The 16,115-nt window shown below is 42.4% G+C and carries 21 protein-coding genes, 1 other RNA gene and 2 pseudogenes; 19 read left to right on the top strand and 5 right to left on the bottom strand.

The genetic code is table 11. The annotated features are described in order from the left end of the window. Positions 1–42 precede the first annotated feature (42 nt). The 3 genes from QRX25_RS10320 to QRX25_RS10310 all read right to left on the bottom strand — a co-directional run bounded on the left by QRX25_RS10320 (position 43) and on the right by QRX25_RS10310 (position 2,132). A complete protein-coding gene (locus QRX25_RS10320; protein WP_212098087.1) occupies positions 43–1,074 on the bottom strand; it encodes a DUF4917 family protein in 1,032 nt (343 codons plus the stop codon). A gap of 437 nt (positions 1,075–1,511) precedes the next feature. Then, positions 1,512–1,847, bottom strand: coding sequence for a YolD-like family protein (locus tag QRX25_RS10315; RefSeq protein WP_212098085.1), 336 nt, complete (start codon positions 1,845–1,847; stop codon positions 1,512–1,514). 84 nt (positions 1,848–1,931) lie between these two features. Next, positions 1,932–2,132 (bottom strand): helix-turn-helix domain-containing protein, encoded by a 201-nt coding sequence (locus tag QRX25_RS10310; protein ID WP_212098083.1) that lies wholly within the window; start codon positions 2,130–2,132, stop codon positions 1,932–1,934. Positions 2,133–2,262: 130 nt separating this feature from the next. Between QRX25_RS10310 and QRX25_RS10305 the strand changes: the two genes are divergently transcribed. The 3 genes from QRX25_RS10305 to QRX25_RS10295 all read left to right on the top strand — a co-directional run bounded on the left by QRX25_RS10305 (position 2,263) and on the right by QRX25_RS10295 (position 4,621). Continuing rightward, the gene (locus tag QRX25_RS10305) at positions 2,263–3,060 is read left to right on the top strand and encodes a helix-turn-helix domain-containing protein (protein WP_212098081.1); all 798 of its coding nucleotides are present in this window, start codon (positions 2,263–2,265) and stop codon (positions 3,058–3,060) included. A gap of 292 nt (positions 3,061–3,352) precedes the next feature. Then, positions 3,353–4,435: a response regulator aspartate phosphatase gene (locus tag QRX25_RS10300; protein WP_212098079.1), complete on the top strand. Its 1,083-nt coding sequence runs from the start codon at positions 3,353–3,355 to the stop codon at positions 4,433–4,435. 21 nt (positions 4,436–4,456) lie between these two features. After that, the gene (locus QRX25_RS10295) at positions 4,457–4,621 is read left to right on the top strand and encodes a hypothetical protein (RefSeq protein WP_212098076.1); all 165 of its coding nucleotides are present in this window, start codon (positions 4,457–4,459) and stop codon (positions 4,619–4,621) included. A gap of 26 nt (positions 4,622–4,647) precedes the next feature. On the opposite strand, the gene QRX25_RS10290 is transcribed toward QRX25_RS10295, so the two are convergent. After that, positions 4,648–4,863, bottom strand: a complete 216-nt coding sequence (locus QRX25_RS10290) for a helix-turn-helix transcriptional regulator (RefSeq protein ID WP_212098072.1) — start codon at positions 4,861–4,863, stop codon at positions 4,648–4,650. Between the two features lie 298 nt (positions 4,864–5,161). On the opposite strand from QRX25_RS10290, the gene QRX25_RS10285 reads away from it, so the two are divergent. The 14 genes and pseudogenes from QRX25_RS10285 to QRX25_RS10220 all read left to right on the top strand — a co-directional run bounded on the left by QRX25_RS10285 (position 5,162) and on the right by QRX25_RS10220 (position 13,497). Continuing rightward, the gene (locus QRX25_RS10285) at positions 5,162–5,356 is read left to right on the top strand and encodes a hypothetical protein (protein WP_212098069.1); all 195 of its coding nucleotides are present in this window, start codon (positions 5,162–5,164) and stop codon (positions 5,354–5,356) included. A 3-nt stretch (positions 5,357–5,359) separates the two neighbouring features. Further along, the gene (locus tag QRX25_RS10280; RefSeq protein WP_212098065.1) at positions 5,360–6,517 is read left to right on the top strand and encodes an FtsK/SpoIIIE domain-containing protein; all 1,158 of its coding nucleotides are present in this window, start codon (positions 5,360–5,362) and stop codon (positions 6,515–6,517) included. Then, entirely contained in the window at positions 6,517–7,170 is a 654-nt protein-coding gene (locus QRX25_RS10275) for a replication-relaxation family protein (protein WP_212098062.1), read from the top strand. Before QRX25_RS10280 ends, QRX25_RS10275 begins: the two co-directional genes overlap by 1 nt. A gap of 269 nt (positions 7,171–7,439) precedes the next feature. Further along, a complete protein-coding gene (locus tag QRX25_RS10270) occupies positions 7,440–7,658 on the top strand; it encodes a hypothetical protein (RefSeq protein ID WP_212098059.1) in 219 nt (72 codons plus the stop codon). 114 nt (positions 7,659–7,772) lie between these two features. Beyond that, a complete protein-coding gene (locus QRX25_RS10265; RefSeq protein WP_212098056.1) occupies positions 7,773–8,018 on the top strand; it encodes a hypothetical protein in 246 nt (81 codons plus the stop codon). Positions 8,019–8,247: 229 nt separating this feature from the next. Beyond that, a complete protein-coding gene (locus QRX25_RS10260) occupies positions 8,248–8,427 on the top strand; it encodes a DUF8096 family protein (protein WP_212098053.1) in 180 nt (59 codons plus the stop codon). A 90-nt stretch (positions 8,428–8,517) separates the two neighbouring features. Continuing rightward, a pseudogene (locus QRX25_RS10255) lies at positions 8,518–8,967 on the top strand (Zn-binding domain-containing protein); the annotation flags it as partial. A 19-nt stretch (positions 8,968–8,986) separates the two neighbouring features. Continuing rightward, positions 8,987–10,225 (top strand): ribonuclease H-like domain-containing protein, encoded by a 1,239-nt coding sequence (locus QRX25_RS10250; RefSeq protein WP_115997557.1) that lies wholly within the window; start codon positions 8,987–8,989, stop codon positions 10,223–10,225. A gap of 121 nt (positions 10,226–10,346) precedes the next feature. Continuing rightward, positions 10,347–10,454: pseudogene (locus tag QRX25_RS10245) on the top strand (hypothetical protein); the annotation flags it as partial. 83 nt (positions 10,455–10,537) lie between these two features. Next, a complete protein-coding gene (gene cotD / locus QRX25_RS10240; RefSeq protein WP_212098049.1) occupies positions 10,538–10,780 on the top strand; it encodes a spore coat protein CotD in 243 nt (80 codons plus the stop codon). An 88-nt stretch (positions 10,781–10,868) separates the two neighbouring features. After that, on the top strand, positions 10,869–11,417 hold the full coding sequence (locus QRX25_RS10235; protein ID WP_065981737.1) for an SLOG family protein: 549 nt from the start codon (positions 10,869–10,871) through the stop codon (positions 11,415–11,417). 79 nt (positions 11,418–11,496) lie between these two features. Further along, the gene (gene gpsB / locus QRX25_RS10230; protein WP_003153541.1) at positions 11,497–11,796 is read left to right on the top strand and encodes a cell division regulator GpsB; all 300 of its coding nucleotides are present in this window, start codon (positions 11,497–11,499) and stop codon (positions 11,794–11,796) included. A gap of 55 nt (positions 11,797–11,851) precedes the next feature. Next, positions 11,852–12,233, top strand: an RNA gene (rnpB, locus tag QRX25_RS10225) — RNase P RNA component class B. Between the two features lie 97 nt (positions 12,234–12,330). After that, positions 12,331–13,497: a THUMP domain-containing class I SAM-dependent RNA methyltransferase gene (locus QRX25_RS10220; RefSeq protein ID WP_115997830.1), complete on the top strand. Its 1,167-nt coding sequence runs from the start codon at positions 12,331–12,333 to the stop codon at positions 13,495–13,497. Positions 13,498–13,538: 41 nt separating this feature from the next. Here QRX25_RS10220 and QRX25_RS10215 read toward each other — a convergent pair whose 3' ends face one another. After that, entirely contained in the window at positions 13,539–13,691 is a 153-nt protein-coding gene (locus tag QRX25_RS10215; RefSeq protein WP_003153548.1) for a YpzG family protein, read from the bottom strand. A gap of 166 nt (positions 13,692–13,857) precedes the next feature. On the opposite strand from QRX25_RS10215, the gene QRX25_RS10210 reads away from it, so the two are divergent. Continuing rightward, complete coding sequence (locus tag QRX25_RS10210; RefSeq protein ID WP_065981736.1) at positions 13,858–14,049, top strand: hypothetical protein; 192 nt, start codon at positions 13,858–13,860, stop codon at positions 14,047–14,049. A 103-nt stretch (positions 14,050–14,152) separates the two neighbouring features. After that, positions 14,153–16,072 (top strand): ATP-dependent DNA helicase, encoded by a 1,920-nt coding sequence (locus QRX25_RS10205; RefSeq protein ID WP_212098046.1) that lies wholly within the window; start codon positions 14,153–14,155, stop codon positions 16,070–16,072. Positions 16,073–16,115: the final 43 nt, after the last annotated feature.

Genomic DNA, 16,115 nt, shown 5'->3' with positions numbered 1-16,115 from the left:
CCATATGATTTGGGCACCTGCAGTTAAATGCCAAATTGTTGCCTACAGTCTCAAAACGAAAAAAGGGAAACCTCCTTTTTTCCTTAATAACTGGGGTACCTTTGAATTTGCTTTTTCGCTTGCAAACTCGAAAAAGCTTGTAGAGCGGAAGAAAAGTAATGTTTTCCCTGTGTCTCTGAATAATTTATCAATTTTATATTTGATATCTGCTGCAGTATTGTGTTCAGTCTCGTAAACCCCGTAAGCTATATATTCGGCGTTTGAGTCCGATACGGCTTCAATAAGATGTCCGTCAAATTCTTTATTGAGGTCTTGCCCAAAAATAGTTAAGCCGCCGCTAATGTGCTTTAGGCTAGTATAACAATGTGAAAGGTACGGATTCTGTTTTATTTGAGCTAACTTTTTATGGGAAGTACCTTCTGAAACATATAAAGGGAATTTCTTCTTTTCATATTGACCTGTAATTGTCATTAACAAGTCACTACCGAAGGACTCTGTTTTAACAACATCGCCGCTTTCTTCGTAAAAATGAAGGGCCCCATGCAGGTAAAATACACGTAATCTATTAGTTACAAACGCGTCTTCTGAAAATGTTAATGTCTCGTATCTCCGAGTAAACCCATCACTGACTAATTTGTTCTTAAACATAGGAGCGCATCCCCAATATGTCAGTAAATCGTAATTTGTGGTAAAGATATTATGATTAAACATACTGAAGATCCATGCTATTTTTTCTTGATTTACGTCCCCATGTGGTGGGTGCATATTTTTTACAGCTTTGATCAAAAGGTTTTTAATATTACGGTAACTCTCATGGAGGTGAGCCGACGATATTTGATATGCATTGTTCACCGCTTCTGTTTTCAAGAGAGAATTAAGAACCATTTCGAAATTTGTAGTGTTTAATACTGTTTCAAACAGTTCTCTATCCGCAAGAGTTAATTCATCCTTTATCTTTTCGTAAAGCCCTGTGTAACCAAAATCACGGTTAATAGCTTGTGAAAAACCATTTCCATACAAAAAATTATCTAATACTTCGGGATGAGCTCTAACTATGTCTTCGAACGTATTCAATGCTATAACACCTCATTTTGTTTATTATGCGCCGCGTTGCGTACAAGTTAAACAGAGTAGTATACTTTTAATAACAAATTTCGGAGGTACAATAAGTGGAATACAAAACAATAACTGTTACAAAACCTCGTTTCGGGATCGGGAGAATCCTGTGTTTATTGGTTGGATTATTTCTTTTAGCCAGCGCCTTACTTGTGAGCCTGACTATCATCGGAATTTTCGCTGGCGCAGTCTTATTGATAATAAGTTTACCTTTTTTTGCTGCTGCGAAAGGTGGGGCCCGATTTACATGTCCGAACTGTGGCTATGAAAGAAATGGAGTGGCGAATGGGAAGGTAAATGCCTCCTGTAAACGCTGCAGGCAGAATATAGCTGTCACTTGGATAGACAAATCCACAAAAAATTCAGAAAGCCTAAGTTAGAAATACACCCTTTCCTTAAACGGAAGGGGTGTTTTTTACGCTTATAATTGACTGAAACTGCACTAAATTTGTCTCACTTCTGCTGTTCTTCACACGAAATTCTTTTCGAACATGATCAACATAATGCACCGAGCCCGTGATTTCGTGTATGTACCCATTGTCATATACCTCAAATAGAAGCGGCGCACCCGTCTCCATGGACTGAGCCACGGTAATTTCCATCTCCTCAATACATTGCGCATCAAGAAGGGGTTTTTGAATCTTGTGTTTTTCAGCCTCCAGTCGTTGGAATCCCTCTCGTAATTCGGGGAGTATAAATTTTGAAGACCAAATGCTTTTATCATTAATCATCGTAAACACCTCGAGACAGATTATATGCGAATGTATGTTCTGTTATCAAGGGCTAAAATTTTACTATTAGCAGGAAACTCAACATCAGCTCCGGAGGTCAATTAGTTCATTCGCGTCAGTAATGTCGAGTACAAGGACGATCCGTTCGAGTGCGTCCATTGGGCAACGCTTGACTTTATTATTGCAGAGCACGCTTATCGTTCTTTCCGAGAGTCCAGTCTTTGCGGCAAGGTCTTTCTGCTCGATGTTTCGATCTTTAAGTATTTCTTTTAAACGAAACCTCACTTTTTCAGCACCTCCACAGTGTCGATTGCATTTAGTGTAATTTATTTTGGTGAATTACGCAATACGTAATTGACAATTACGTTTAGTGTAATTACAATTACGTTAAACGTAAATTACGGGAGGCGTAATCATGCATTATCTCGCAGAGTATCAATCTTTTGATTCAACACAAGCATTAAACAATGCGGTTTATGAGCACATTAAACGCAATTCATTTGATTTAAACGAAACAGAAAGACTAACTCTTAAAAAAATTGCTCGATATGCTGTTAAATTTTCCGGGGCCGCTCATTTGAAAGCTGAGACATTAGCAGAGCTAATCGGGAAATCGGTAAAAACAGCCCGTCGCGCGCTAAACAAACTAGTCGAACTGGAAATCATAAAGAAAGTAGCAACCACTCGAAAAGTGAATGGAGGCCATGGTGCGAATATTCTTGTTGTCCTACCAGTCGGAACAGCTTCTAAAAACGATAATGACCAGTCGATAATGACCAGCCGCCAGGAAAGCGCAGAGCCTAGCGGGGCAAGCGATCCAGATCCGAAATTGAAAAATGAACCATCGAATCCTATTAAACAAGTCAATTATCAAAATCTTGATACGGCAGTCATCCCAGCTGAAGCATTAAAAAACACTATTCCTGAAGTCATCTATACTGCAATGAGCCGCTATTTTGAAGCAGACGAGATATACAAGTATTACGGTGTATTGCTACGGGCAAAAGCAAGCGTGGACCGCAATATCCTCTTAGAGGACCATGCAATCTGTTTCACTCAAGTTTGGCATGCATCGATAATGAAAGCGAAACGTGGGGGGATTAAAAATTTCGAGAAGTATCTCTATACGGGTTTCCGTCAAGCTGCAGTTGAAATTAAGAGGCGGACAAGCAAAGGTAAGATGATGGAACAGTTCAGGGCGTTATTTGACTAAATTGTTATTTTTGTATTTAAGTATTTACTTCATTACAAAAATGGTTTAGAATAAACGTAGGTTATCCAATAAATTCAATTTAAGGTCCCCAGTTATTGACTCCGCTTTATTGATTGAGAACGTTCGTTCTGTTAAAATCGGAGGGGCGGTAGGTAATTCGACATCATTTATCAGAAAATAAGAAATATTGCATTTCTTGGATTGTCTAATTTCCATATTTTCTGTAAAATGAAAGCTAAAAATGTAGAAAACGTGTCAACTACTGGGGAAATTACTGCAGGGGGGAAATTGCGTGAAACATAAAATAGCGTCTGAAGAAGTCGTTAATGTGTTAAATAACTGGTATTCTGCAATTATGAAAGGTGAAATACAAGCTGCGTTAACATTAAAGGAAGACTCTGAGCGTATGCTCCCGGATATGGAAGACAACGAGTCAGTGATCCTTTATTGTCAATTAATACAATTAAAGCACAGAATGTTGCTCCAAAGAATGGATGGGAACATTGATCTTCCAGAGCCGGATCAGGCAAATAGCAGTATTGACGGTGTTCTCGAGTATTATTACTACTTTTTCAAGGGGATATACGAAGCCCACAGAAGCCATAACAGTAATGCCATTGATTTTTTCAAGGCAGCAGAATCGAAGCTGAATTGCATAGACGATGAGCTGGAGATCGCCGAGTTTCATTATCGAATAGGGACAACTTATTACCACATGAAATCCACAATATTGTCAGAGAACCACCTCAACCAAGCACTTCGAATTTTTTGTAAGCATCGAGATTATAGCCGCCGCCGTTTGACTTGCAGTATTGCGCTTGCCCTTAACTATATTGATGAGATGGAATTCGCTAAAGCCGAAGCTCTTTTAACTGAGTGCGCTCAAATGTCTCAGGCTCTTGAAGATCGTTACATTTTCGGATTATCCGTATTTAACTTAGGTTACATGAAAATTAAGGAAAATAAACTGAATGATGCTGTTCTTTACATAGAACAAGCTCTCGCCATTGACGAGTTAAAAGAGAACGCGCCATTCGCTTATCTACATTGTGTTTATGAAGCAGCAAGAAGTTACTTTAAACTTGGACAAGTAAAGGAAGCGTTAGAACGGCTTCAGGAGGGTTTTCTGAAGTCAACAGAAGCTGATAAAAAAATATTCTTTTTAAAATTTAAAACGTTGCATTCATTGTACGTTTTAGAGGATAATAAGAAGGTAACAGAATGTATCCAATTGTTAGAAAAGAAGAAATCTTTTGTAGACGTAGAAGCCTTGGCGCTTGATATCGCCCACTTCTACAAACACAAAAAAGATTTCGAAAAGAGTGTTAGGTACTACGAGAAATCAATCAACGCAACAAGGAACATTCTGAAGTGAAAACAGGGGAGAGACGGCGTTATGAAAAAAGCGGTTGTAAGTGTCTTGGCAGCAGTACTGATCTTATCAGCGGGTTACGTGTTTGTTCCTAAGCAGCAAGAAAACAAAATTGCGTCACGCGGAGCTACACATAGTGTAAACGCTGATTCTGACATTGTGGTTGCATCTAGAGGAGCTACCGCATAACGAAACCTGCTGAAGAGCAGGTTTTTTTATTTTGTATCATAATCGTTGTCGAAAAACCAGATATCTTCAATTGATCTGTTTAAGAGCTTGGCAAGCTTGTATGCTACGGGGAGGGTAGGGAGGCTCTTCCCGTTTTTTAATGCAGAAAACGATGTCTCACTTATGCCTACTTTGGAAGCAAGGAATTTTTGAGAACGACCATCCTCCTCTAATATCTTCCTCAGATTAGTTTTCATTTTCATGCTCTCACCTCTACTACAGTTTCAACAACAGTTATTATTTTTCCTTTTTATTTAAGTGGACTTGCATTTTTGTTTAAGTCCGCGCTTATACTCTAATGCAGGTTACAGTTCCTCGTTTCGTCATTCGTTCATTCTTCACTCTTTCCTCTCCTAACAATTTTTTAGTTGTTAGGTGTGGCGTTGTTCTTGGTTGGTTTACTTTAGTAGGCGGTTCTCTAGTTGTAACGTAAGTAAATACTTTAGTAAGGAAGTGGTCGATATGTTGGGAGTTAACTTTAGTTGGTCAGGAGTTTTCTCTATGGAGCCGGTCATGCTCGGAGCTTACGCGCTAGTAGGCGGAGTAGGGCTTGTATGTATCGGGGCTGCATGGATGGAATCAAAAATGTGGGGCGGGCCCTTTGAGTACGTTGCTACTTTTGTAAATGGTCTGTTAAAAATAGGCTTACCGGCCTCGTACTTTTTCCTTTTACTGCGTTTTGTGATGGGGTTGTAAGTCATGCCTGGACTCGTCCAAAGATACCGGGCAAAACAAAGGTTGAAATATGCTTTCGGAGCTGCCGGCCTCTTTATTAGCAGAAAATTGTCGAACGGTAATGAAGCACGCCGCTACCCTAAAATTCACGATGTTCAACTTACCGGTAGTCATATTCGTTACGTATTTACTTTGCTGAACGGAATGGATCCTAAAGATGTAATAAAGAAGGAGTTTGTGTTCCAACAGGTATTCGGCCGTAATCTTGAATTAAAAGGGGACATGAAAAGGTTTGTATTGTACGTGTACTCCAAAGAAATGAAGGAAATCGTTGCGTACGATCCATCGATTATGCTCCCAGCAGTCAAAACATTAAAATTACCTGCTTTATGTGGGGCCGACAGGCACGGCAAAATTATCGCATACGACATGACTGTTAACCCCCATATCCTCATAGGCGGTCGCACGGGCTGGGGGAAATCAACTCAACTGCGTCAGCTTTTAACAACGATGATTCTAAGTAAAAAACCTGAGGAGTTAGAACTGTACCTCGGCGACTGTAAAAAAGCAGAATTTCACTTATTCCGTAATGTGGAACACGTTAAAGCCAACCTTGTTCAAGAAAAGGACATAGGGCGGATGATTGAGCATATAAGCGCCGAAATGGATAAAAGAAGTGACCTGTTGGATGCTTTTTCAGTGGAACACATAGATAAGCTGCCGTCCGATAAAAGAAAACCCTATATTGTGCTGTGTATTGATGAAGTGATAAAGCTCAGTAAGAATCAGAGAATAATGGATCAGCTTATAGATCTGACGTCATTAGGTCGCGCACTGGGCATTTTTGTTATCTTGTCAATGCAGCGGCCAGTAGCCAAGGTTATTGATACAACGGTTAGAGCGAACCTTAATGTGGCAATGGGGTTCCGTGTCCGGGATGCGATAGAGGCGAGAGTGCTCAGCACACCAGGAGCCGAAAAACTCCCGGTTCCCGGTAGGTTCTATATGGATATTGAGGGAGACATGACAGAGGTGCAGGCACCTTTTTTAACTCTGGAGGAGGCACGGAAACTGTTGGAACCGTTCAAAGTAGCACCGGAAACCGCTAAGCATGTATCGGATGATGAGTTAACCATGGCTGAAGAAGAAAGTGACCAAATCTTTGGAAGGTGGATTGAATAATGAAAGCACGGGACAAAAGCATAATAGAGGCATTAGAAAGCTTTAGAGCACTGGACCGCGATCAGCTGGCCGAAATGTTTTATAGCCACACAAAAAGTCCAGTCACTAATGTCAATTTCGCGCTGAAACGACTGAGAGACCGGGGCTACATTGAAGCGGACCAAAACAGGAAACCTTATGTTTACTTTCCGAAGCCCTCCAGGATTAAAACCGGCGGGCAAAAAGTTGACCATTTCTTGGCTATAGCCGATTTTTATCTCCAGTTAAAGCGTGCAGGCGGAGACTTAAAATTCTTCCACGTTGAGCCTGGTTATACAGAACATGTCCGACCAGACGTCTGTGTTATGTGGCGTGGTTCAGTCTGGTTTGTAGAAGTTCAGCGTACACACTACACCCAAAAAATAATGAACGAAAAAATGACTAGATACTCAAATTATTATCAATCAGGTGCTTGGCAACTGCTCCCTTTCCATAAAGAAAAGGCACCATTTCCTTATGTATGGATCATTACGGATCACAAATATCCGATTAAGACTGTAGGCTTTCGCGTGTTCCAGTCAAAAAATGTTGAGGCTTTATTAAGCGAGGTAGCCGCCAGGCAAAAGGCAGCACAGCAGGCGAAGCCTTCAGCAGGAGCACGGCTGTCGTCATAAGTAGGCTATTACTACGTAATAATAAATAATTAATAAGTATGAATATAATAATATAAATAAAATATAATATGTTTATTATTTATATATTATATGTGTATTTCTTTAGGGGGGTTATTTTTGTTTCTCCCTGTACACTTCAACTTTTCGACTTTAAGAACCCCCTTGTTAAAACAAATCAAAAATATATTTTTCTTATTTAAGTATTTACTTATTTACAAAAATGTGATAAATTATAATCAGCATACTATACACAACTGGGGGGTTACATATTGGCAAAAGGACGTCCTAAGCAATTTGAAAAGATGATCGCTTATAATACTCGACTTCAAGCCGAGACCAAGCTTCAGGCTGACGCGCTTGTTGCAACATCTACGAAATTTGAAGGGCAGCGGGAGTTGTTCGAAGAAATGCTACGTCTTTATAAAGAAGCTTACCCCGAGCATTATGCAAAGGCTGAGAAATACCGTGAGCTGTTGAAAGACAGTTAAGGAACCTGACTAAAAGTTGGGTTCTTTTTTTATTTTGTATTTTTGTATTTACTTATTTACTTAAATACAAAAATGGTGTATATTAAGATTAACAAATTAAAGGAGTGGTTTTCCATGACTTTTAAAACAAACCTCTTTTTGCGAATTAACCAGATCAAAACGGATATTGAGTTAGAACTTATTTCAAGACGTTCTGTTGAGCGGCTTATTGAGTTGCAGAGTGCTGCCGCCGCCATCCACGGAATTATTTGGCCGTTAAGGTATGAAGGTGGTTTCGATTTTATCGACAAAGCTACTGCGGAGCTTGAACAACTTAATATTATGATTGGTGAGAAGTTAAAAAAGAGGGTGCGCCGATGAAAATAAAAGCGAGACACTGGACGGCATTAACTTCTGACGAACGTGCGCGTATGATTAAGTGGGCAGCTGAAGGTAACCAGCTTAAATACTGGATTAAGCAGTTGTAAAACGGAAAAAGTAAGTTAGTCGTAAGCTTTAGGAAACCTTCGCACCTAAACACCGGATCTTTTGCTGTTATTTCGTGATATAATCGTCCTGACAACGATGTAGGACACGGAGGAAGATGAAAATGGATGAAAAATACGAGACTAACGGTATTGATACCTCAATTACTTATGAATACAAGGAATTTCCGGACAAGCGGGCAGGACGATGTGATAATTGCGACTATACGCTGTTCAAAAGCTCTGTGAAGAGTGGAAAGTTTCTTCGGGAGTGCCGGCGGTGTGGAATGAAAAAGAACATCTAAGATATAGGACCGTATTAGCAAACACATCCACCACACCCTGATTCAAAAGGGTGTATTTATATAATTGGTGGGTAAGTACATAGCTTAATTAAAATTAAAATGACGACATTTGAAAATATAGGATCAGGACCGATTCATCTTCCTGAAGAAGAGCTGCATACCAGTGCAGCGTGGCTTGAATTAAAAGAGACGGATTCGGAGATCGGCGAGAAAACGCTTGAACAGCTGCTTTTAGGCATTGCTCACGTCCTGCAGCATATCGTGCCTGTATACGTCATGTGCGACCGAAATGACGTGCATGTCGTGCCGCAGATCAAAGCCGCCCATACGGGATTGCCGACAATCTTTCTGTATGATCATTATCCGGGCGGAATCGGGCTTGCTGATGAAGTATATAAACGATTTGATGAAATCAATGAAGGGGCTGAGCGTCTGATCAGACAATGTCCATGTCAAGACGGATGTCCTTCCTGCATCGGCTCTGAAATAGAGGGAATTGATGCAAAGAAAGCGATTCTCCGGCTCTTGAATTACGTGTAAAAGAAAAGGGGGACGAAAGATGTCCTTGAAAAATAAATTAAAGCGGATGAAAAACCACCTGAATGTCCCGGAAACTGAGAAAAAGCCGGCAGCTTCTTCGCTCCCGGTCCCGGATATTCAAGTCCCGTTTAGAGAAGAATGGGAGGCATTAGGAGTGAAGCCTTTCTTCTTTGAGGATGAATACTGTCTTATCCGCGAAACCGTTTATCCGCTTTCGCACCGCCACGGACGGTACAGCTTCAATGAACTTGATGACGTCATGGCGTTATGGAATAAAGGCGGTTTGACGCATACTTTATCAGCCGAAGGATACGAAAAAAACCAGCTGTTTTTCTTTGATACGGAAACGACCGGACTCGGCGGCGGGGCCGGCAATATGATCTTTTTGCTCGGTCATGCAAGAGTATATGAAGACCGTGTCATAGTAAAACAGCATCTGCTTCCCAAGCCGGGAAACGAGGCGGCTCTTTACAAAAGCTTTTTGAGTGAGGTTGACATTACGTCTCTTGTTACGTATAACGGCAAAGCCTTTGATTGGCCGCAGGTAAAAACAAGGCACACGTTGCTTCGGGACAGGCTTCCGAAACTTCCTGAATTCGGCCACTTTGATCTTCTGCACGGGGCGAGACGGCTTTGGAAACATAAATTAGAGCGTGTATCGCTTTCGGCTGTTGAAAATGAAGAGCTGGCCTTTAAAAGGGATGAAGATACACCCGGGTATTTGGCTCCGATGCTGTATTTCCAATTTTTAAAGGCTGAGGACCCGGCTCTCCTGAAAGGAGTGCTCTCCCATAATGAACAAGACGTGCTCTCCCTTATCGCTCTTTACATTCATATGTCAAAAAAGATTTTTGCCTCCTCTGATCAGACGTCAGAACGTCAGGAAGCGTACGCCATGGCGAAGTGGTTTATTGCTCATAAAGAAACCGATCGCGCTGTTTCACAGCTGGAAGCGCTGCAAGGCAAAGACTTTGAAGATTCGGATCGGGCCCTTTTTGACTTAGCGATGCTTTATAAAAAACAAAACCGAAGGCAAGACGCAGTGCCCCTTTGGGAGAAACTGACGGACTCTGCTCTTCACATCTGCAGACATCAATCAGCGGTAGAGCTGGCAATCTATTTTGAGCATCACGCAAAAGATTTCAAAAAAGCTCTGCAGGCCGCGCAAAAAGCTGCTAAAGACGTTGAAATATCGGAAAAAGAAGCCGAGAAACTCCAAGTAAGAATTGCCCGGCTGAAGAGGAAATATTCCTCTTGAAATATTGCCCGGGAAAGCGCAAAAGCCGAGCTGTTTCGCCAAAAATATTTTTTTCTGAATCCGCATCGATTTTGTTGTAGAATGGTGCCGCATCCTGTAAAATAGCGTTAGTTATTTATAGGGGAGAGTTGGTATGTATAAAGGTGTTTTTTACTTGTTCTTTGTCGTGGTTTTTTTGATTGCGTTTGTATTTACGAATTTTAAAGACAGCTTGCTGATGCATTTCTAATTTGGGTGATTGAATTAGAACATGCACCCGCTTTTCTTCATAACTTAACAGTGTAATAAAAGTTAATGGAGAGGGGATTTAGCATGTTTCATCATCATCATCATTGCTGCAGACCAAACGTAATGCCGCCGATTGTCCATCCGACTAATTGCTGTGAACACCATTGTTTTACTAACACAGTTGTGCCGCATATTCATCCGCAACATACAACTAACGTAAATCACCACAACTTTGAGCACGTTCATTACTATCCGCACACTTTTTCAAATGTTGATCCGACGACACACCAGCATTTTCAGTGCGGAAGCCCTTGCTGCGATTATTAGTATTGAACGCTTAAGCAAGGTCGGTAAGGATATCAGTAAATCAAAATGGGGCCCGATGGGGAGCCCCATTTTTTAAGCAGGTGATCAATTGAAAGTATTAGCCGTAACGGGGTACAAGCCGTTTGAACTCGGTATCTTTAAACAAGATGACCGGGCGCTTATTTATATAAAAAAGGCGATAGAAACCAGACTCAGAAGCTTTCTTGACGAAGGCTTGGAATGGATTCTCATATCCGGACAGCTGGGGACGGAGCTTTGGGCGGCAGAAACGGCGTACGATCTCAGAGAAGAGTATCCGGAATTAAAGGTTGCCGTTATCACGCCATTCTACGGCCAGGAGGAAAAGTGGAAAGAACCGAATAAAGAAATGTATGAATCGGTGCTTGCACAGGCAGATTATGAGGAGAGCCTGACGCATCGGCCGTACGAAAGCCCGCTTCAATTCCGGCAGAAAAACGCGTTCTTTATTGAAAAGTCAGACGCGCTTTTGCTTTTATATGATCCGGAGATGGAAGGGTCGCCGAAATATATGCTGCAGCAGGCGGAAAAACGCCGCGAAAAAGACGGTTATCCGATTTATTCGATTACGATGGACGATCTCCGGGCTGCCGTTGAAGAAGAAGACTTCTTTACATAACATGCCAGAGAACATTTGACAACGGGACGTGTTTCTGAATAAAATATAACATGATGATTCACGATACGAGGTGAAAAAGATGCTTGCTGATAAAGTAAAGCTTTCTGCGAAAGACATTTTGGAAAAAGAATTTAAAACAGGCGTTAGAGGTTACAGACAAGAAGACGTTGACAAATTTTTAGATATGATTATTAAGGATTATGAAACCTTCCATCAAGAAATTGAAGAACTGCAGCAGGAAAATCTGCAGCTGAAAAAACAGCTTGAAGAAGCAAGCAAAAAACAGCCGGTGCAGTCCAATACGACCAACTTTGATATTCTGAAAAGGCTGTCCAACCTTGAGAAACATGTATTCGGCAGCAAGCTTTATGACGAATAAGACAGATGCACTTGTCAAATGAGACAAGTTGCTTTATAATGAACAAGTGTTCTTAACGTTCGGGTAATCGCTGCAGATCTTTGAATCTGTAGAGGAAAGTCCATGCTCGCACGGTGCTGAGATGCCCGTAGTGTTCGTGCCTAGCGAAGAAATAAGCTAGGGCAGCCTTGATAGGCTGACGGCAGGAAAAAAGCCTACGTCTCCGGATATGGCTGAGTATCCTTGAAAGTGCCACAGTGACGAAGTCTCATCAGAAATGATGAGAGTGGAACGCGGTAAACCCCTCGAGCGAGAAACCCAAATTTTGGTAGGGGAACCTTCTTGAAGGAACTGAACGGATAGAAGGACAGAATACTTTCTGTAGATAGATGATTGCCGCCCGAGTACGAGGTGATGAGCCGATTGCAGTACGACGGAACAAAACATGGCTTACAGAACGTTAAACATTTATTGATATGACAAATTAGAGCTCTCCTTTAAAGGGGAGCTTTTATCTTGAATGAAACGAAAGCTGAAAAGAGACAGGGTGATACGATGAAGAAGTACACACTAATAGCGACGGCGCCGATGGGAATTGAAGCGATTGTCGCCAAAGAAGTGCGTGATTTAGGATATGAATGCAAAGTAGACAACGGAAAAGTCATTTTTGAAGGAGACGCGCTCGCGATCTGCCGCGCTAACTTATGGCTGCGGACGGCTGACCGCATTAAAGTGCAGGTCGCCGAGTTTCAGGCAAAAACGTTTGATGAGCTGTTTGAAAAAACAAAAGCGATTGACTGGCGCGCATACATTCCGGAAAACGCAAAGTTCCCGGTAATCGGAAAGTCCGTGAAATCAGTTCTTGCCAGTGTGCCTGACTGCCAGCGCATCGTCAAAAAGGCGATAGCGGAAAAGCTGAAGCTGCAATCAGGAAAACAAAATGAATGGATTGAAGAAACGGGTCCCGAATACAAAGTGGAGATTTCACTTTTAAAAGATAAAGCCGTCATCACGCTGGATTCATCGGGAACAGGCCTTCACAAACGGGGATACAGGGTTGATCAGGGCGGAGCTCCGATTAAAGAAACGCTCGCTGCAGCGTTAGTTCTGTTAACCAACTGGACGCCTGACCGTCCGTTCGTTGATCCGTTCTGCGGTTCCGGCACAATAGCGATTGAAGCCGCCTTAATCGGGCAAAACATTGCTCCCGGATTTAATCGTGATTTCGTCTCAGAAGACTGGGAATGGATCGGAAAAGAACTGTGGGACAAGGCGCGTCTTGAAGTGGAAGAAAAGGCGAACTATGATCAGCCGCTGCAGATTTTTGCAAGTGACGTGGATCACCGGATGGTAAACATCGCCAAAGAAAACGCAGAAGAAGCGGGGCTCGGGGATCTGATTGAATGCAAGCAAATGCGGGTGCAGGATTTCACGACGAAACTCGAATTCGGCGTAATCGTCGGAAACCCTCCGTACGGCGAACGGCTCGGCGAAAAAAAGGAAGTCGAGCGGATGTATAAAGAAATGGGCCGGGCATTCGAATCTCTTGATACATGGTCTGTCTATATGCTGACGTCAAATGAACAATTTGAAGAAGCCTACGGAAGAAAAGCGACAAAAAAACGCAAGCTCTTTAACGGTTTTATCAAAACGGATTATTATCAGTATTGGGCTAAAGTGCGGCCGCAGCGGAAAAAGCCGCAACAAAGAGAAGACGCCTGACTACAGCGTCTTCTCGGGCATCTTTACGTTTTATTCTGCCATTACCAGCGGTGCGCTTTTGCGTTGCTCCGTAAAATAATGTTGGTCTGGGACATTTCGGTGTGGCCGTTCACTTGCGATTTAGAGCGTTTCGGCCGCGTCCAATTGTGATGAAACAATTCAGAATGCTGATCTAATCGATCTTTATAACTCATGTAACCATCACTCCCGGATAGAATAAATTTGTGAAGATGGATATTCGATCGAATATCTGTTGTAGTTTGTGCAGGTCAGGTGCGGATCATTCAGGAAGGCATGTATAGAAAGTGAAGCATCGGCATAGAATGATGATTATTTCTATTTGAGAGGTGATCTTATTTTATGCTGAACAGTGAGCACTTCAGTAAAATACAAAAGGCGTTGGAAGCAACTGCGTCCCAGCTGCAGGAAGCCGGAGCGGAGTTAGATCCTTCCGTTGTGACACACGCACAGGAAGAACTTGAAAATGCGGTAAAACATACACATTCAACAGACCATCCGTTTTTATGTTCACATGTCATTAATCGGAAATAACAATTACAAAAACTTGGCGCGGCCAAGTTTTTTTGTTGTATTGAAAAGGGTTAAATGATATTATAGATGGTCTGAATGCCGAATAGTTAGGGGTTGGAGTTGGGTGACAACATCACGTTTGCCTTTTGCTTTAACAAAAGAAAAGAATTTTTACGAAGAATTGAACAATTGGATTGGTGACGTGTTTTACGATATCCTTCCCGAAAAAGGCTTTGACCTTCGGGATGAGCAGGTATTTATGGCGTTTCAGCTTGAACGGGCATTTAAAGAGAAAAAGGTCATGTTCGCTGAGGCAGGAGTCGGTACGGGGAAAACGCTGGTGTATCTGCTGTTTGCCATCAGCTATGCCAGATATACGGGGAAACCGGCCATTATTGCATGCGCCGATGAAACGTTAATTGAACAGCTTGTCAAAAAAGAAGGCGACATTTCCAAGCTGACAGAACATTTGAATTTGCAGATTGATACACGGCTGTCAAAATCCCATGAGCAGTACCTGTGTCTGAAAAAGCTTGAGAAAACGATGCAGCGTTCTGATGATGAAAAGTGGCTGGATCTTTATGAGTCGCTTCCTTCATTCGTTCATGAATCACAAGCAATGCAGCGCTTTTATCCGTACGGCGACCGCAAGCAGTACGCGGATTTGACGAATGAAGAGTGGTCAAACGTAAGCTATGATTCCTTCCAGGATTGTTTAACATGTGATATGAGACATAGATGCGGTTTAACACTTTCAAGAGATCATTACAGAAAATCAACGGATCTGATTGTTTGTTCCCATGATTTCTACATGGAACATGTATGGACAGAAGAATCACGCAAAAGGGAAGGGCAGCTGCCGCTTTTGCCGGATCACAGCGCCGTCGTGTTTGACGAAGGGCATCTGCTGGAATTCGCCGCGCAAAAAGCGTTAACCTATCGTGTGAAGCAATCGACGCTCGAGCTGTTTTTAGAGCGCCTGCTTCAAAATGACATCAGAGAGGAATTTGCCGAACTGATTGAAGATTCCCTTGCCGCAAACGATGAATTTTTCTATGTGCTGTCAGAGGAATCGAAGGAAATCGCCGGTTCTCACCGATTGGATATCCAAAACGACCAGCGCGTTAAGCGTGCCGCTGACGAACTGTGCCGTCTGCTTGATAAAATCGGCGAGGCGCTCGTATTTGAATCCGAAATGTATACGATCGATAAGTACGAGCTGTCAGTCGTAGAAGAATACGTCGAACAAATGGCATATTCACTTTCGCTGTATCAAAAGGATGCCATCAGCTGGCTTGAAAAGCAGGATACAGACTCAACATTTGTCGTGATGCCGAGAACTGTAGCCGAAGTGCTGGGAGAAAAGGTCTTTTCTAAAAAGATCCCTTATATTTTCTCATCAGCCACTCTTTCTGAGGGCGGTTCATTTGATTATATTGCAGATAGCCTTGGAATCCGCGATCCTTTATCATTTACCGTTGAATCTCCGTACGACTACGAGGAGCAAATGTCTGTTACGCTTCACGGTGATATGACGTCTGAGCAGAAAACAGCCAGAACGATTGAAACGATTAAGGAGAATGAAGGCCGCACCCTCGTTCTTTTCCCTTCTTTTGAAGATATGAAGGAATTTAAAGAACAGGCTGCCGCATGGGAACTGCCGTATCCGATATACTTCGAAGGTGACGAAGAGATCAGCAGCCTGGTCGAAAAATTTCAGCGGGATGAAGAATCGGTGCTTTGTTCCGTCCACTTATGGGAGGGTCTTGACATTCCTGGTGACTCGCTCCGAAATGTGACCATTTGGGCGTTGCCGTATCCGCCGCATGACCCTGTATTTACCGCAAAGCGGAACGGAGCGAAAAAAGACCCGTTTGAGGAAGTTGATCTGCCGTACATGCTGCTGAGAGTCCGGCAGGGAATCGGCCGCCTTATCCGCTCTAATCAAGATAGTGGAACCATATCCATTTATGCGGGCGGAGAAAGCGAACGGGTTCTGGCCGAAGTCAAAAAGGTCTTGCCTGTTACACCGAAAATCGTATAAAAACACATGCTGCAGGATTTTCATCCTGCGGCTTTTTTTATTC

The organism is Bacillus sp. L381, from assembly GCF_030284525.1.
Taxonomy (GTDB): Bacteria; Bacillota; Bacilli; order Bacillales; family Bacillaceae; genus Bacillus; species Bacillus amyloliquefaciens.
Note: the sequence above shows the minus strand (reverse complement) of the source record. Positions and strands in the feature narration are given on the sequence as shown.

Coding starts and splice junctions, on each gene's coding strand:
- QRX25_RS10315 (WP_212098085.1), bottom strand. CDS start 1,847: ATGATTAATGATAAAAGCATTTGGTCTTCAAAATTTATACTCCCCGAA.
- QRX25_RS10305 (WP_212098081.1), top strand. CDS start 2,263: ATGCATTATCTCGCAGAGTATCAATCTTTTGATTCAACACAAGCATTA.
- QRX25_RS10295 (WP_212098076.1), top strand. CDS start 4,457: ATGAAAAAAGCGGTTGTAAGTGTCTTGGCAGCAGTACTGATCTTATCA.
- QRX25_RS10290 (WP_212098072.1), bottom strand. CDS start 4,863: ATGAAAATGAAAACTAATCTGAGGAAGATATTAGAGGAGGATGGTCGT.
- QRX25_RS10285 (WP_212098069.1), top strand. CDS start 5,162: ATGGAGCCGGTCATGCTCGGAGCTTACGCGCTAGTAGGCGGAGTAGGG.
- QRX25_RS10280 (WP_212098065.1), top strand. CDS start 5,360: ATGCCTGGACTCGTCCAAAGATACCGGGCAAAACAAAGGTTGAAATAT.
- QRX25_RS10275 (WP_212098062.1), top strand. CDS start 6,517: ATGAAAGCACGGGACAAAAGCATAATAGAGGCATTAGAAAGCTTTAGA.
- QRX25_RS10265 (WP_212098056.1), top strand. CDS start 7,773: ATGACTTTTAAAACAAACCTCTTTTTGCGAATTAACCAGATCAAAACG.
- QRX25_RS10260 (WP_212098053.1), top strand. CDS start 8,248: ATGGATGAAAAATACGAGACTAACGGTATTGATACCTCAATTACTTAT.
- QRX25_RS10250 (WP_115997557.1), top strand. CDS start 8,987: ATGTCCTTGAAAAATAAATTAAAGCGGATGAAAAACCACCTGAATGTC.
- cotD (WP_212098049.1), top strand. CDS start 10,538: ATGTTTCATCATCATCATCATTGCTGCAGACCAAACGTAATGCCGCCG.
- gpsB (WP_003153541.1), top strand. CDS start 11,497: ATGCTTGCTGATAAAGTAAAGCTTTCTGCGAAAGACATTTTGGAAAAA.
- QRX25_RS10220 (WP_115997830.1), top strand. CDS start 12,331: ATGAAGAAGTACACACTAATAGCGACGGCGCCGATGGGAATTGAAGCG.
- QRX25_RS10215 (WP_003153548.1), bottom strand. CDS start 13,691: ATGAGTTATAAAGATCGATTAGATCAGCATTCTGAATTGTTTCATCAC.
- QRX25_RS10210 (WP_065981736.1), top strand. CDS start 13,858: ATGCTGAACAGTGAGCACTTCAGTAAAATACAAAAGGCGTTGGAAGCA.